Source organism: Pseudomonas sp. PDM02 (assembly GCF_014852285.1).
Lineage (GTDB): Bacteria > Pseudomonadota > Gammaproteobacteria > Pseudomonadales > Pseudomonadaceae > Aquipseudomonas > Aquipseudomonas migulae.
Window position 1 is genome coordinate 14,371 of the sequence record NZ_JACVBL010000011.1, and the last position, 13,860, is coordinate 28,230.

Consider the following 13,860-nt stretch of genomic DNA (forward strand, 5'->3'; position numbering starts at 1 on the left):
CAACGCCTCCGGATCGCTCCCGGGGGCGTTTTCGTTAGTGCTGGGTGGTGGCGGGGCGAGCGAGGGTGAGCCATTGCAAGTGGTTCCCTTGGCGAGCTCTTTGCCGCATCTGCTGTAGCGCTTCGGGATTGCGCAGCAGGTTGGGAATCAACTGGCGACCGTCGTGAATCACCACGTCTGCGGGAGGCTGAACCGCTAGCAGCGTCCACTCCAGGTCATGCCACAGCACGATCAGCACCTGAGCGCCGGCCGAGATCGCTTGATCGCGGAGGGCAAGCAAGCGCTGGCGACCTTTGATCTCTGCGGTAGAAGGCAGAGAGGCTTCAAGTACACCGACAAGATCCAATGCTTGGTGGGGAAGAAAGGTCGGGGTCATGCTGCCTCCTGCACGTTGGCAAACAGCGGCAGGGGTGTTTCGCCTTTGAGCCAAGCCAGGATCTTGCTGTCCTCGGCGCACCGTCGGCGGTGTTCTACCGCGAGCAGATCCCGCCGCTGTGCCAGACATTCATCCACATAGCCGGACAGGTCCGAGGTCAACTTCATTTCACGGTGAAGCCGTTCGCTTGCGGTTTTTTCCTCGGCAAGATCCTGTTCAGTGATGTGTCGCCAAACCGCCGGATCGTTCGCGAATCCGGTCGATTGATTGACCAGCCAGTACGTGACCCAGTTGGTCAAACCCAGCGATTTCAGCACGGCGCGGCGACCTTCTTTCATCGCGAAATGGCCGGTGCCGTGGATGCTGGAAAACTCCCTGCGTACCGCGTTTTGGCGGATCAGTTCAGGCAATTCCCACGGATTGGGTTTAAGGGGAAGGACCAGGCCATCAGGGTTGAAAAAGAAGGCTTCTTGTTCTTCCCCGTTCCAGCTCACACCCGCAATCGTGCGGTGCCGCCAGTTGATTGCGCCGGTTTGATAGAGGCGAAATCCGATGCTGTAGGAGTCGAGAAACGGCCCTTTGAATGGACTGTAGTTGCGCTTCATGCGGCCACCTGGTCACGCGCCTCGATTCGGCTGCGTGTCCATGCCTGCACTTCGGAAAGAACCCAGGCGACAGGGGCGCCGCGTGCGTTGCTGTTGCTCAATTTGACGGGCAGGGGAAAGTTGCAGTCAGGGCGCTGCATGAGCTTGTAAATGGTGGGGCGAGCAAGGCCTACCATCGCAATGACTTCGTTGATACGAATGAGGGTGGTTGCGGGGTCGCGAGCTGGGGATTTGGTATCAATTGCTTGGAAGGAAGCTGTCATAGTCGTGCCTATATGGTGAGAGACAGGCACAGACTAGAGAGGGAAAAAAAAGCAAACACGGTTTGCTTTTGATTGAAATTATCGAGGTAGGTATCCACCCAAGATCAGGTATTTTTTGACGGTAGGCTCAGAGGCAATGCGTTCTTTTTTCACCAAAGCTTTTTTCAGGTCTAGCTCTGAAATAGTAGGATTGGCCGAAATGTGACGGTCAGCCGCACTGCGAATGCGCTCGAAAAGCTTCGCGGCATCCTGCTGCTTTACCGACTCGGGCTTTCTGTTGGCCTTGCCCGCAGCTGCGCCTCTTTGTGAGGCCTTGGCGGAAAATGCTTTACTCAGCGCCTCACTTAGAAAATTAGCCACTTTGAAATTACCCTTCGATACGTCGGTGTCCTCAACTTGTCTGTAGAGACTCGCTAGCATGAGCGCCTTGTCGGCATCGCCCATAAATGCGCGGAAGGATTCACGAGCGTCAATTTCCCCGGCTGGATCCTTAAGACGCTCCTTTTCGGCAAGTTCGGAATATTTCTTGGGATCCGTCGCTTGCATTTGGGCTATGAGGTCTGCGTCCAGGTCGAAGACGTAGAGTTCGGTTTCAAAGAGCCAATTGGCAAGAACCTGAACAGCTTGAATACTCTGTACCAGCGCATAAGTCGCCACGAGTTGCGAGTCCGCATCATCGTGATCGATGCTAAGAGTCTGTCGAATGACGCTCGGTAATGAACCTGCATCAGCGCAGCTGGCATCGTCCTCGATCTCGTCGCGGAGTCTAAACACCGTAGCGACCACCGATCCTGCTCGATCAGGATAACGGCCATCCTCAAGCCAGAATGAGGTGGCGTAATTGGCTAGTTCCAGCGCCTCTTTGAAATGCTCGCGAAACGGCGAATACAGCGCTAACTCACGCACAGCCAGTTCAATGTCGTCTTGCTCCCACAGCAAATTACTGACATCTAAGCCAGCAATCTCCAGTCGGCCAATCGGCATATTCTCATCGTCCATACACCGCCCCTTGGCCCCGCTTGGTGTCATGGATGCAGCGGTTCACGACACGGTCCTCCTCGACCAACAGTGAGGTGGCTGGGCAAATGTTGTTACACGACTCGACCACGTAACACGTCGTGTAGCGCTGACCATTTTTTCGTGTAACGTGAACTAAGTTGTTTATATTCAATAAGTTATCGAGTTTAGTTACACCAGTAACACGCGTAACACGGTTTTTTGAGGGGGGGTGGGAAAGAAATCTCATATCGCCTTTCCAAACTGGCCCTGCACTACATTGCCAGCTGCCAGCTCATCAAGATGGTCGGCATACCACTGCATCATCGTTACTCGTTTTTCAAGGTATTGAGCTTTGTTGTACACCCCTGAGATGCCTTCCTCTTTGTGGGCAAGCTGTGCCTCAACGTGTTCCTTCGGCCAGCCATGTTCTCGGAGCAGCGTGCTCGCTGTGTGTCGAGTGCCGTGTCCAACTAGGCGGCCTTTGTAGCCAATTGTGGCAAAGACCTTATTGATCGTATTTTCGCTAATGGTCGGATTTTTGGCTCCCACCCCGGGGAAGAGCCAACGACTGCGACCGGTTAAACAGTGCAGCTCTTTCAGCGCTGCAACAGCTTGGTGGGGAAGGGGGCATACAAAATCCCGACGCATCTTCATCTTGGTGGCAGGAGTGGTCCAAATGGCTTTCTCAAGGTCGAATTCCTTCCATTCGGCCAAGCGGACCATCCCAGGCCGTGATGCCGTCCATACACAAAGCCATGCCGCAGTGCGGGCCGTCAGCCTGCTCGGGGTGTTTTTGAGTGCCTGGAGGAAATCAGCCAGTTCAGGCTCCAGCAAATGTGGATGCTGTTGAGTCTTAGGGGCTTGGGCCGCAATATCGCGAAGGCGGCTTCCGGGATCGTTTTCAGTCAGGCCTAAGCCGATGGCTCGCCCGAAGATCTGATTTATCCAGGTGCGACACTTTTCCGCCACGTTGTGTGCGTCTCGGGCTTCGATGGATGCCTGGAGTTCTGCGCAATCGGTTCGGGTGATTTCGTCTAGAGGCTTGTCTCCCAGTGCCGGAAGTATGTCCTTGTCGAGGTAGGTGCGGATTTTGTTCAGGGTGGAGGATGCGAGACCCTTTTCCTCTTTCGCCCTCAGCCAGGCATCAGCAGCAGCTCGAAAGGTTCGGGTTTTGGCGGCATCGATAGCAGCTCTCGCGGATCGCTTTTGTTCAAGGGGATCGGCACCGCTACTCACTACTTTGCGTAGATCGGCAGCTTTGTCTCGTGCCAACGCACCACTTACTTCCGGGTAACCCCCGAGCCCCATCCAACCCCAATTGCCCGCCGGACGTTTGTAGCGAAGCTGCCAGGATTTACCACCATCAGGTTTGACCCTGAAGTAGAGGCCGTTTCCGTCCAGCTCCCGATATTCCTTTGATTCCGGCTCCAGTCCCGCAAGTGTTGTATCTGCGAGAGGGCGGCGCTTGATGTCTGCGCGCTTCATCCTTGTATCCCAAAGTTCGGTATTTTTCTCAGGATACAAGCAGGGATACAGGGATACAACGGATAAGGGGATACAGAGGTAGATAGTCAGACACAAAAAAACCGGCTCAACTGGCCGGTTTCTCTGGGTCTGAGAGTCTGGTAGAGACTTTCAGATACTGCTATATGGTGCCCCGAGGGAGACTCGAACTCCCACTCCTTTCGAAAACGGATTTTGAATCCGCCGCGTCTACCAATTCCGCCATCAGGGCTCAATGGCGGCGAAGTATAGAGATGAGATTACCGTCGGTCAATCAGGTACATAGAGAATTTTCACTATTTCGGCTAGACTTCCGGGCCCTGCTAGACGAACCCCATCATGCGCGTTGCTGACTTTACTTTCGAACTCCCTGATTCGCTGATTGCTCGCCACCCTTTGGCCGAGCGTCGCAACAGTCGCCTGTTGACCCTTGATGGGGTCAGCGGCGCCCTGGCACACCGTCAATTCACTGATTTGCTTGAGCATTTGCGCCCGGGCGATTTGATGGTGTTCAACAATACCCGGGTGATTCCGGCGCGGCTGTTTGGCCAGAAGGCTTCCGGCGGCAAGCTGGAAATCCTGGTGGAGCGGGTGCTCGACAGTCATCGCGTGCTGGCCCATGTGCGGTCCAGCAAGTCGCCGAAGCCGGGTTCGAAGATTCTTATCGATGGCGGTGGCGAAGCCGAGATGCTGGCGCGTCATGATGCGTTGTTCGAGCTGGGCTTTGCCGAAGAGGTGTTGCCGCTGCTCGACCGCGTCGGGCACATGCCGTTGCCTCCTTATATAGACCGCCCGGATGAAGGCTCGGACCGCGAGCGTTATCAGACGGTGTACGCCGAGCGCCTGGGCGCGGTGGCGGCGCCGACGGCGGGGCTGCATTTCGATCAGCCGCTGATGGAGGCGATTGCGGCCAAGGGCGTCGAGACGGCGTTCGTGACCTTGCACGTTGGCGCGGGCACGTTCCAGCCGGTGCGGGTCGAGAAGATCGAAGACCATCACATGCACAGCGAGTGGCTGGAAGTCGGCCAGGACGTGGTCGATGCCGTTGCGGCGTGCCGCGCTCGCGGTGGTCGCGTGGTGGCGGTGGGGACTACCAGCGTGCGTTCGCTGGAAAGTGCCGCGCGCGATGGCGTGCTCAAGCCGTTCAGTGGCGACACCGACATCTTTATCTACCCGGGCCGGCCGTTTCATGTGGTCGATGCCCTGGTCACCAACTTCCATTTGCCCGAATCCACGCTGTTGATGCTGGTTTCGGCGTTCGCCGGTTATCCCGAAGCCATGGCCGCTTATAAAGCCGCCGTTGAGCATGAATACCGCTTTTTCAGCTACGGTGATGCGATGTTTATCACCCGTAATCCCGCACCACGTGGCCCTGAGGACAAAGAATGAGTCGCCAAAGTCGTATGTCGTTTGAGTTGCTTGCTACTGACGGCAAGGCTCGTCGCGGTCGCTTGACCTTCCCGCGCGGTACCGTCGAGACCCCGGCTTTCATGCCGGTCGGTACTTACGGCACCGTGAAGGGCATGCTGCCGCGGGACATTACCGCGACCGGCGCGGAAATCATTCTGGGTAACACCTTCCACTTGTGGCTGCGTCCTGGCACCGAAGTGATCAAGAAGCACGGCGACCTGCACGATTTCATGCAGTGGAAAGGCCCGATTCTTACAGACTCAGGCGGTTTTCAGGTGTTCAGCCTGGGTGCGATGCGCAAGATCAAGGAGGAGGGCGTGACCTTCGCCTCTCCGGTCGACGGCGCCAAAGTGTTCATGGGCCCGGAAGAGTCGATGCAGGTCCAGCGTGACCTGGGTTCCGACATCGTGATGATTTTCGACGAATGCACACCGTACCCGGCTGACGAAGACGTCGCGCGCATTTCCATGGAGCTGTCGTTGCGTTGGGCCAAGCGTTCGAAAGAAGCCCATGGCGACAACACGGCGGCGCTGTTCGGCATCGTTCAGGGCGGCATGCACCAGGATTTGCGTATGCGTTCGCTGGAAGGCCTCGACAAGATCGGCTTTGATGGCCTGGCCATTGGCGGTCTGTCGGTGGGCGAGCCGAAGCACGAGATGATCAAGGTGCTGGATTACCTGCCGGGTCAGATGCCGGCTGACAAACCTCGTTACCTTATGGGCGTTGGCAAACCGGAAGATCTGGTTGAGGGTGTGCGCCGCGGTGTGGACATGTTCGATTGCGTGATGCCAACCCGTAATGCCCGCAATGGGCATCTGTTCATTGATACTGGCGTGCTGAAGATCCGTAACGCGTTCCATCGCCATGATGATTCGCCGCTCGATCCGACCTGCGATTGCTATACCTGCCAGAACTTCTCCCGCGCTTATCTGCATCACCTGGACAAGTGCGGCGAAATGCTGGGAAGCATGCTCAATACCATCCATAACTTGCGTCATTATCAAGTGCTTATGGCTGGTTTGCGCGAGGCTATTCAACAGGGTACATTGGCCGCCTTTGTCGATGCCTTCTACGCCAAACGCGGGTTACCTGTTCCGCCTTTGGACTGAGTTTTCTGACCCCAAGATTCAACATTTGCAACTGGAGTGCTAAATGAGCTTTTTTATCTCGAATGCCATGGCTGACGCCGCTGCACCGGCCGCTGCCGGCCCAATGGGTGGCGGTTTTGAGTGGATTTTCCTGGTCGGTTTCCTGGTCATCTTCTACCTGATGATCTGGCGTCCACAGGCCAAGCGCGCCAAAGAGCAGAAGAACCTGCTGAGCAGCCTGCAAAAAGGCGACGAAGTTGTGACCACCGGCGGCATCGCCGGCAAGATCACTAAAGTGGCTGATGATTTCGTGGTTCTGGAAGTTTCCGACACCGTCGAAATGAAGTTCCAGAAAGGCGCCATTGCCGCCACGCTGCCAAAAGGCACGCTGAAAGCGATCTAAGTTTCAACTTCTACTCAATCGACGGGGCGCGCAAGGCGCCCCGCGTCATAAGCGGGCGGCGTGATGCTGAACAAATACCCTCTGTGGAAATACATTCTGATCCTGGCGGTGCTGGCGATCGGTCTGATTTATTCCGCTCCCAATCTATATCCTGATGACCCGGCCATTCAGGTCAGCGGTGCAAGCACTGCGCTGCAGGTCAATCAGGCTGATCTGGATCGAGTGAGCGCTGCGCTCAAGGAATCCGGGATCAACGTCAAGGCGGCCACGCTGGCGACCAACGGCAAGGGCGGTCTGATTCGTCTGGTCAAGGCTGAAGACCAGTTGCCTGCCAAGGACGTCGTGCGCAAGGCGTTGGGTGATGACTACGTCGTTGCTCTGAACCTGGCACAAACCACCCCGCAATGGCTGCGCAGCCTGGCCGCGCACCCGATGAAGCTGGGTCTGGACTTGTCCGGTGGTGTGCACTTCCTGCTTGAAGTGGACATGGACAAAGCCCTCGACGCACGCTTGAAAGTGTACGAAGGCGATGTAAAGAGCCTGTTGCGTAAAGAGAAACTGCGCTATCGCAGCCTGCCGCAACTGGGCGGTGCCATTCAGCTGGGCTTCTCTGATGAAGCTTCCCGCGAACAGGCCCGTGCACTGATCCGCAAGAACTTCAACGATTTCGACATTGTTCCGGCCGACCTCAATGGTCAGGCGGTGCTGCGTCTGGCGATGACCCCGGCCAAGCTGGCGGAAATCCGCGAATACTCCATCAAGCAGAACTTGACCACGGTACGTAACCGCGTCAACGAGCTGGGTGTTGCCGAACCGATCGTTCAGCGTCAGGGCGCCAACCGCATCGTGGTTGAGCTGCCGGGCGTACAAGACACCGCAGAAGCCAAGCGTATCCTCGGCAAGACGGCCAACCTTGAGTTCCGTTTGGCTGCTGAGCCAGGCGCTTCGAAAGCCACTTCCGAATCCTTCGAGTTCCGTGAAGGCAATCGTCCTCCTGCGCTGATCGAGCGTGGCCTGATCATCACCGGCGACCAGGTAACTGACGCCAAGGCTGGCTTCGGCGAGCACGGCACGCCAGAAGTGAACATCCGTCTGGATGGCCACGGTGGCGAGCTGATGAGCCGCGCAACCCGTTCGAACGTCGGTCGCAGCATGGCGGTGATCTTCATCGAGCAGCGTCCGGTCACCACTTACACCAAGCAAGTGGTTGATGGCGTCGAAAAAGACGTGGCGGTGCAGTCGTTCAAGGAAGAGAAAAAGATCATCAGCCTGGCGACCATTCAGTCGCCGCTGGGTGCTCAGTTCCGCATCACCGGCCTGAACGGCCAGGGCGAATCGTCCGAACTGGCGCTGCTGCTGCGTGCCGGTGGTCTGGCGGCGCCGATGTACTTCGCTGAAGAACGCACCATTGGCCCGAGCCTGGGTGCGGACAACATCACCAAAGGTATCGATGCATCGCTGTGGGGCATGCTGTTCGTCTCGCTGTTCATCATCGCCATCTATCGCTTCTTCGGCATCATTGCCACCGTTGCGCTGGGTGTGAACATGGTGCTGCTGCTGGCCCTGATGTCGCTGCTGGGTGCAACGCTGACCCTGCCGGGTATCGCCGGTATCGTATTGACCATGGGTATGGCGGTCGACGCCAACGTACTGATCTTCTCGCGGATTCGTGAAGAGATCGCGGCGGGCATGACCGTACAGCGGGCAATCAACGAAGGTTTCGGTCGCGCATTCACGGCGATTCTCGACGCCAACCTGACCACCTTGCTGGTGGGCGGGATCCTGTTTGCCATGGGTACAGGTCCGGTCAAAGGCTTCGCAGTGACCATGTCCCTCGGGGTTTTGACTTCGATGTTCACGGCCATCATGGTCACCCGCGCGATGGTCAACTTGATCTTCGGCGGTCGTGACTTCAAGAAGTTGTGGATTTAAGGGGCTGCCATGTTACGTACAATCAACTTCATGGGCGTTCGCAACTTCGCGTTCGGCGTCACATTGTTCCTTACTGCGCTGGCCATTTTCAGTGTCTTCCACAAAGGCATGAACTGGGGGCTGGACTTCACCGGCGGTACGCTCATCGAGCTGACCTACGAGCGTCCGGCCGACGTCACCAAGGTGCGTGAGCAGCTGGTTTCGTCCGGTTATCACGAAGCCATCGTGCAGAACTTCGGTGCGACTACCGATCTGCTGGTGCGCATGCCTGGCGAAGACCCGCAGTTGGGTCACCAGGTGGCAGCGGCGTTGCAGAAGGTCGGCGGCGATAACCCGGCGACGGTCAAGCGCGTCGAGTTCGTCGGCCCGCAGGTGGGTGAAGAGCTGCGCGACCAGGGCGGCCTCGGCATGCTGATGGCGCTGGGCGGCATCCTGATCTACCTGGCGTTCCGCTTTCAGTGGAAATTCGCCGTCGGTGCGATCGTTTCCTTGATTCACGACGTGATCGTGACCATCGGTATCCTGTCGTTCTTCCAGATCACCTTCGATCTGACGGTTCTGGCGGCGGTACTGGCGATCATCGGTTACTCGCTCAACGACACCATCGTGGTATTCGACCGGGTTCGTGAGAACTTTCGTGTACTGCGCAAGGCCAGCCTGATCGAGAACATCAATATCTCGACCACGCAAACCCTGCTGCGGACCATCGCGACGTCGGTTTCCACCTTGTTGGCGATTGCGGCACTGCTGTTCTTCGGTGGTGACAACCTCTACGGCTTCTCCCTGGCGCTGCTGGTGGGTGTTCTGGCCGGTACTTATTCGTCGATCTACATCGCCAACGTGGTGTTGATCTGGCTGAATCTGAACTCCGAAGACCTGATCCCGACGGTGAATACCGAGAAGGAAGTCGACGACCGTCCTTGAGGACTCTCTAGTCCAGAGCAGTTCCCCAGGGATGTAGTCCAAAAAGGCGCGAGTTGAACTCGCGCCTTTTTTTATGCTCCAAGGCTGGGAGAAGCACGGGTTTATCCCGCATGTGATGGTCAGGAGGTTCATGTGAACAAGTCGATGCTGGTTGGTGCTGTACTGGGTGCTGTCGGTGTGACTGCCGGGGGTGCTGTGGCCACCTACAGCCTGGTAAAAAATAACGGCCCCGAGTATGCGCAAGTACTCGCCGTTGAGCCGGTCAAGACGCAAATCAAGACTCCACGTGAAGTGTGCAAGGATGTAGCGGTCACCCGGCAAGCGCCGGTGAAAGATCAACACCAGATTGCCGGTACGGTGGTGGGTGCGCTGGCAGGCGGTCTGCTGGGTAACCAGATCGGCGGCGGCACCGGCAAGAAAATTGCCACGGTTGCGGGCGCGGTCGGTGGTGGTTACGCCGGTAACAAGGTTCAGGAGGGCATGCAGGAGCGTGACACCTACACCACGACGCAAACTCGCTGCAACACGGTGAATGACATCAGCGACAAGGTTGTGGGTTACGACGTTCGTTATTCGCTGGACGGCAAGGAAGGCAAGGTGCGGATGGATCGTGATCCGGGCAACCAGATTCCGGTGGATAAGGAAGGTAAGTTGATCCTGACGCAGAATGAACAGGCGCATTGATGAGCTGATTGTCAGCCGCTGAAAAAGAAGCACCCTTCGGGGTGCTTTTTTTGTACCCAAAATTCACGCATCCCCCTGTAGGAGCCGGCTTGCTGGCGATTGCGGTCGGTCATTCAACATTGATGTCGACTGTTGCACCGCTATCGCCAGCAAGCCGGCTCCTACAGGGGGTGGTGTTGTCAGGGACAAATTCCAGGCATAAAAAAAAGCACCCCGCAGGGTGCTTTTTTCTGTCGCTGGAAGCTTAGCGCTTCAGCGAGGCCGGCAGGTGCGGCTGGATCGCCGTCAGCACTGCCTTGAAGCACTTGGTGTTACCGGCAACGATGTGGCCTTTCTCAAGGAAATCGTGACCGCCGGTGAAGTCGCTCACCAAGCCGCCAGCTTCCTGGATCAGCAGGGCGCCTGCAGCCATGTCCCACTCGGACAGGCCCGACTCCCAGAACGCGTCGAAACGACCGGCAGCCACGTAGGCCAGGTCCAGGCTCGCCGAGCCGGCGCGGCGGATGCCGGCGGTCTGGCCAACCAGGGCGCGGAACATGCCCAGGTAGTTGTCGAGGTTGTCCATCTGGTCGTCACGGAACGGGAAGCCGGTACCCAGCAGGGCGCCGTCCAGGCTGGTGCGGCCGCTGACGCGCAGGCGACGACCGTTCAGTTGAGCGCCGCGACCACGGCTGGCGGTGAATTCTTCCTGGCGAACCGGGTCCAGAACAACAGCGTGTTCCAGGCGACCGCGGTATTTGCAGGCGATGCTGACAGCGAAGTGAGGAATGCCGCGCAGGAAGTTGGTGGTGCCGTCCAGCGGATCGATGATCCACAGGTATTCTTCACCTTCGATCCCGGTGCCGGCGTGCATGCCGGTTTCTTCACCCATGATCGAGTGGTTCGGGTAAGCCTTGCGCAGCGCGTCGATGATTTTCTGTTCAGCGGCGCGATCCACCTCGGATACGTAATCCTTGGCGTCTTTTTCGTCGACCTTGATGGTATCCAGGCGCTCGATGGAGCGGAAGATCAATTCACTGGCGCTGCGGGCGGCGCGCAGCGCGATATTCAGCATGGGCTGCATGGATGTGTCACCTAAGGTTGTTAAAGAAAGCCGGGCATTCTATCAGAACTTTTCTACAGGTGAAGGTCAGTGTTCGCTTTCATAGCTGAACGGTGTGCCCCGCCTCAGAAATACGGTCACTTTTGACGAGTGATCAATGTTGGCAGGCAAGGCGCCGCGCCGACTCATAGCGCGCTATGGGGAGAAGCGGCAACGCAGCATGCCAACATTGAGCGCCGTCAAAAGTGAATCGTTATTTTTGAGGCGGGGCACCCTGTTGAGCTGTAAGATTCTGCTCCCCATTAAAGTGTTCGAGAGCGCCTCCCTTGCTGCAAAACATTCGTGTCGTCCTGGTCAATACCAGCCACCCCGGCAATATCGGCGGGGCTGCGCGTGCCATGAAGAACATGGGCCTGTCGCGGCTGGTGCTGGTCGAACCACGGTTGTTCCCGCACCACGAGGCCGATGCCCGTGCATCCGGCGCCGGGGACATCCTTGAAAACGCGCAAGTCGTCGCCACTTTGGAAGATGCCTTGGTCGGCTGCAATCTGGTGCTCGGCACCAGCGCCCGTGACCGGCGCATTCCCTGGCCGCTGCTCGATCCCCGCGAATGCGGGACGAAAGTGGTCGAGGAAGCCGGGCAGGGCGCCGAAATTGCCTTGGTGTTTGGTCGTGAAGATTCCGGCCTGACCAATGAAGAGCTGCAGCGATGTCATTATCACGTGCACATCCCATCAGACCCTGAGTTCAGTTCGCTGAACCTTGGGGCGGCGGTGCAGGTGTTGAGCTATGAAGTGCGCATGTCCTGGCTGGCGGCCCAAGGCCAGCCGAGCAAGGTCGAGAAGGAAGAAGTGGCATCGGTCAAAAGCGCTGAGCTGGCGACCATGGATGAGCTGGAGCGGTTCTATGAACACTTGGAGCAAACCCTGGTGGCCATCGAGTTCCTCGATCCTGAAAAGCCACGGCACTTGATGGCGCGCCTGCGTCGGTTGTACGGACGAAGCTCGGTCAGCCGGGCGGAAATGAATATATTGCGTGGCATCCTCACGGAAACCCAGAAAGCGGCCCGTGGTGAGCTTCTAAAGCGGAAGGATTAATGATGTTCGAGCGTTTGCGTGAAGATATTCAGAGTGTTTTCCATCGTGACCCGGCGGCGCGTAACGCTTTTGAAGTCCTGACTTGCTACCCGGGCATGCACGCCATCTGGATCCACCGGTTGTCGGCAGCCTTGTGGCGCGCCGAGCTGAAGTGGCTGGCGCGGCTGGTGTCGAACTTCGGCCGCTGGTTGACCGGGATCGAGATCCATCCGGGTGCCAAGGTCGGTCGTCGGTTCTTCATTGACCATGGCATGGGCATTGTCATCGGTGAAACCGCCGAGATCGGCAACGACGTCACCCTTTATCAGGGCGTGACGCTGGGCGGCACCAGCTGGAATAAAGGCAAACGTCACCCGACACTGGAAGACGGTGTGGTGGTGGGGGCTGGTGCCAAGGTGCTCGGCCCGTTCACCGTGGGGGCGGGGGCCAAGGTCGGTTCCAATGCCGTGGTGACCAAGGCCGTGCCGCCCGGTGCGACAGTGGTCGGCATTCCAGGGCGAATCATCGTCAAATCCGATGAAGAGCAGGAAGCCAAGCGCAAGGCCATGGCCGAGAAGATCGGTTTCGACGCCTACGGTGTTGGCGAAGACATGCCGGACCCGGTGGCGCGCGCCATTAACCAACTGCTCGATCACCTGCAGGCTGTTGATGGTCGTCTGGAGGGGATGTGCGGGGCGCTGAAGGATCTGGGCAGTAATTACTGTGCGAAAGATCTGCCTGAGCTGCGCGAAGAGGACTTTGCGTGTGTGAAGGACAAGGATCAGAGCCAGGCCAGCTAGACCGAGTCGACCCCTTCGCGGGCAAGCCTCGCTCCTACAAGGGTTTCGTTAATCCTGTAGGAGCGAGCGGGCGGCGATCCGGCTTGCTCGCGAAGAACGATAACTCGCATTCGCTGGCTGTAACCGCCCAGCCTTTGTTATGATGCGGCCGCTCTTTTGCGGGTAAACCTGACTAAAGTACTAGGTCTTATAGTTGACTTAAATACTCGGGAATTGCATACTCGCCCCATTCCGAACTCCGTGGTAATTGTCCATGCGACTGACTACAAAAGGCCGATACGCCGTGACCGCCATGCTTGATCTGGCGTTGCATGCGCAGCACGGGCCCGTGTCCCTGGCCGATATCTCCGAGCGCCAAGGCATCTCCCTGTCCTACCTCGAACAGCTTTTCGCCAAATTGCGCCGCAGCAATCTGGTGTCCAGCGTCCGTGGTCCGGGCGGCGGTTACCAGCTGTCCCGCGACATGCAGGGCATCCAGGTCGCCCAGGTGATCGATGCGGTAAACGAATCGGTTGATGCCACCAAGTGCCAGGGGCAGGGCGATTGCCATCAAGGCGACACCTGCCTGACCCACCACCTGTGGTGCGACCTGAGCCTGCAGATCCACGAATTTCTGAGCGGTATCAGCTTGGCTGATCTTGTTACTCGCCGTGAGGTACAAGAAGTAGCCCAGCGTCAGGACCAGCGTCGTTGCAACAGCAAGACGCCACGCCTGGACAAGATTGAAGCGTCCGCCGTCGAATGACAGCCAAAGA

General features: G+C 57.8%; 15 protein-coding genes and 1 tRNA gene. 9 read left to right on the forward strand and 7 right to left on the reverse strand.

Features of this window, described 5'->3' with window-relative positions:
- Positions 1-34 precede the first annotated feature (34 nt).
- From IB245_RS19685 to IB245_RS19710, 6 genes are all read right to left on the reverse strand, one after another.
- Positions 35-376, reverse strand: a complete 342-nt coding sequence (locus tag IB245_RS19685) for a hypothetical protein (RefSeq protein ID WP_192228431.1) — start codon at positions 374-376, stop codon at positions 35-37.
- Positions 373-981, reverse strand: coding sequence for a hypothetical protein (locus IB245_RS19690; RefSeq protein WP_192228432.1), 609 nt, complete (start codon positions 979-981; stop codon positions 373-375). Before IB245_RS19690 ends, IB245_RS19685 begins: the two co-directional genes overlap by 4 nt.
- Positions 978-1,244 carry a helix-turn-helix transcriptional regulator gene (locus IB245_RS19695; protein WP_192228433.1) on the reverse strand — a complete coding sequence of 89 codons (267 nt, stop codon included), beginning with the start codon at positions 1,242-1,244 and terminating at the stop codon, positions 978-980. The genes IB245_RS19690 and IB245_RS19695 overlap by 4 nt, the downstream gene beginning before the upstream one ends.
- Before the next feature lie 78 nt (positions 1,245-1,322).
- A complete protein-coding gene (locus IB245_RS19700; protein ID WP_192228434.1) occupies positions 1,323-2,243 on the reverse strand; it encodes a hypothetical protein in 921 nt (306 codons plus the stop codon).
- A gap of 243 nt (positions 2,244-2,486) precedes the next feature.
- Positions 2,487-3,728, reverse strand: a complete 1,242-nt coding sequence (locus IB245_RS19705; protein WP_192228435.1) for a tyrosine-type recombinase/integrase — start codon at positions 3,726-3,728, stop codon at positions 2,487-2,489.
- A 165-nt stretch (positions 3,729-3,893) separates the two neighbouring features.
- Positions 3,894-3,978, reverse strand: a tRNA-Leu gene (locus IB245_RS19710).
- A gap of 107 nt (positions 3,979-4,085) precedes the next feature.
- On the opposite strand from IB245_RS19710, the gene queA reads away from it, so the two are divergent.
- The 6 genes from queA (at position 4,086) to IB245_RS19740 (ending at position 10,187) form a co-directional block, all read left to right on the forward strand.
- The gene (gene queA, locus IB245_RS19715) at positions 4,086-5,135 is read left to right on the forward strand and encodes a tRNA preQ1(34) S-adenosylmethionine ribosyltransferase-isomerase QueA (RefSeq protein WP_008025479.1); all 1,050 of its coding nucleotides are present in this window, start codon (positions 4,086-4,088) and stop codon (positions 5,133-5,135) included.
- Between the two features lie 14 nt (positions 5,136-5,149).
- Positions 5,150-6,265, forward strand: coding sequence for a tRNA guanosine(34) transglycosylase Tgt (tgt, locus tag IB245_RS19720; protein ID WP_162130724.1), 1,116 nt, complete (start codon positions 5,150-5,152; stop codon positions 6,263-6,265).
- A gap of 43 nt (positions 6,266-6,308) precedes the next feature.
- Entirely contained in the window at positions 6,309-6,647 is a 339-nt protein-coding gene (yajC, locus tag IB245_RS19725) for a preprotein translocase subunit YajC (protein ID WP_007916913.1), read from the forward strand.
- A 63-nt stretch (positions 6,648-6,710) separates the two neighbouring features.
- Positions 6,711-8,579 (forward strand): protein translocase subunit SecD, encoded by a 1,869-nt coding sequence (gene secD / locus IB245_RS19730; protein ID WP_008025484.1) that lies wholly within the window; start codon positions 6,711-6,713, stop codon positions 8,577-8,579.
- 9 nt (positions 8,580-8,588) lie between these two features.
- Positions 8,589-9,503, forward strand: coding sequence for a protein translocase subunit SecF (secF, locus tag IB245_RS19735; protein ID WP_192228436.1), 915 nt, complete (start codon positions 8,589-8,591; stop codon positions 9,501-9,503).
- Positions 9,504-9,635: 132 nt separating this feature from the next.
- Entirely contained in the window at positions 9,636-10,187 is a 552-nt protein-coding gene (locus tag IB245_RS19740) for a glycine zipper 2TM domain-containing protein (RefSeq protein WP_008025488.1), read from the forward strand.
- Between the two features lie 244 nt (positions 10,188-10,431).
- On the opposite strand, the gene suhB is transcribed toward IB245_RS19740, so the two are convergent.
- Positions 10,432-11,250, reverse strand: a complete 819-nt coding sequence (gene suhB, locus IB245_RS19745; RefSeq protein ID WP_008014726.1) for an inositol-phosphate phosphatase — start codon at positions 11,248-11,250, stop codon at positions 10,432-10,434.
- Positions 11,251-11,555: 305 nt separating this feature from the next.
- On the opposite strand from suhB, the gene trmJ reads away from it, so the two are divergent.
- The 3 genes from trmJ (at position 11,556) to iscR (ending at position 13,850) form a co-directional block, all read left to right on the forward strand.
- Positions 11,556-12,326, forward strand: a complete 771-nt coding sequence (trmJ, locus tag IB245_RS19750) for a tRNA (cytosine(32)/uridine(32)-2'-O)-methyltransferase TrmJ (protein WP_008025492.1) — start codon at positions 11,556-11,558, stop codon at positions 12,324-12,326.
- A 2-nt stretch (positions 12,327-12,328) separates the two neighbouring features.
- On the forward strand, positions 12,329-13,105 hold the full coding sequence (gene cysE / locus IB245_RS19755; RefSeq protein WP_192228437.1) for a serine O-acetyltransferase: 777 nt from the start codon (positions 12,329-12,331) through the stop codon (positions 13,103-13,105).
- Positions 13,106-13,358: 253 nt separating this feature from the next.
- Positions 13,359-13,850, forward strand: coding sequence for a Fe-S cluster assembly transcriptional regulator IscR (gene iscR, locus IB245_RS19760; protein ID WP_008042436.1), 492 nt, complete (start codon positions 13,359-13,361; stop codon positions 13,848-13,850).
- Positions 13,851-13,860 lie beyond the last annotated feature (10 nt).

Coding starts and splice junctions, on each gene's coding strand:
- IB245_RS19685 (WP_192228431.1), bottom strand. CDS start 376: ATGACCCCGACCTTTCTTCCCCACCAAGCATTGGATCTTGTCGGTGTA.
- IB245_RS19690 (WP_192228432.1), bottom strand. CDS start 981: ATGAAGCGCAACTACAGTCCATTCAAAGGGCCGTTTCTCGACTCCTAC.
- IB245_RS19695 (WP_192228433.1), bottom strand. CDS start 1,244: ATGACAGCTTCCTTCCAAGCAATTGATACCAAATCCCCAGCTCGCGAC.
- IB245_RS19700 (WP_192228434.1), bottom strand. CDS start 2,243: ATGGACGATGAGAATATGCCGATTGGCCGACTGGAGATTGCTGGCTTA.
- IB245_RS19705 (WP_192228435.1), bottom strand. CDS start 3,728: ATGAAGCGCGCAGACATCAAGCGCCGCCCTCTCGCAGATACAACACTT.
- queA (WP_008025479.1), top strand. CDS start 4,086: ATGCGCGTTGCTGACTTTACTTTCGAACTCCCTGATTCGCTGATTGCT.
- tgt (WP_162130724.1), top strand. CDS start 5,150: ATGTCGTTTGAGTTGCTTGCTACTGACGGCAAGGCTCGTCGCGGTCGC.
- yajC (WP_007916913.1), top strand. CDS start 6,309: ATGAGCTTTTTTATCTCGAATGCCATGGCTGACGCCGCTGCACCGGCC.
- secD (WP_008025484.1), top strand. CDS start 6,711: ATGCTGAACAAATACCCTCTGTGGAAATACATTCTGATCCTGGCGGTG.
- secF (WP_192228436.1), top strand. CDS start 8,589: ATGTTACGTACAATCAACTTCATGGGCGTTCGCAACTTCGCGTTCGGC.
- suhB (WP_008014726.1), bottom strand. CDS start 11,250: ATGCAGCCCATGCTGAATATCGCGCTGCGCGCCGCCCGCAGCGCCAGT.
- cysE (WP_192228437.1), top strand. CDS start 12,329: ATGTTCGAGCGTTTGCGTGAAGATATTCAGAGTGTTTTCCATCGTGAC.
- iscR (WP_008042436.1), top strand. CDS start 13,359: ATGCGACTGACTACAAAAGGCCGATACGCCGTGACCGCCATGCTTGAT.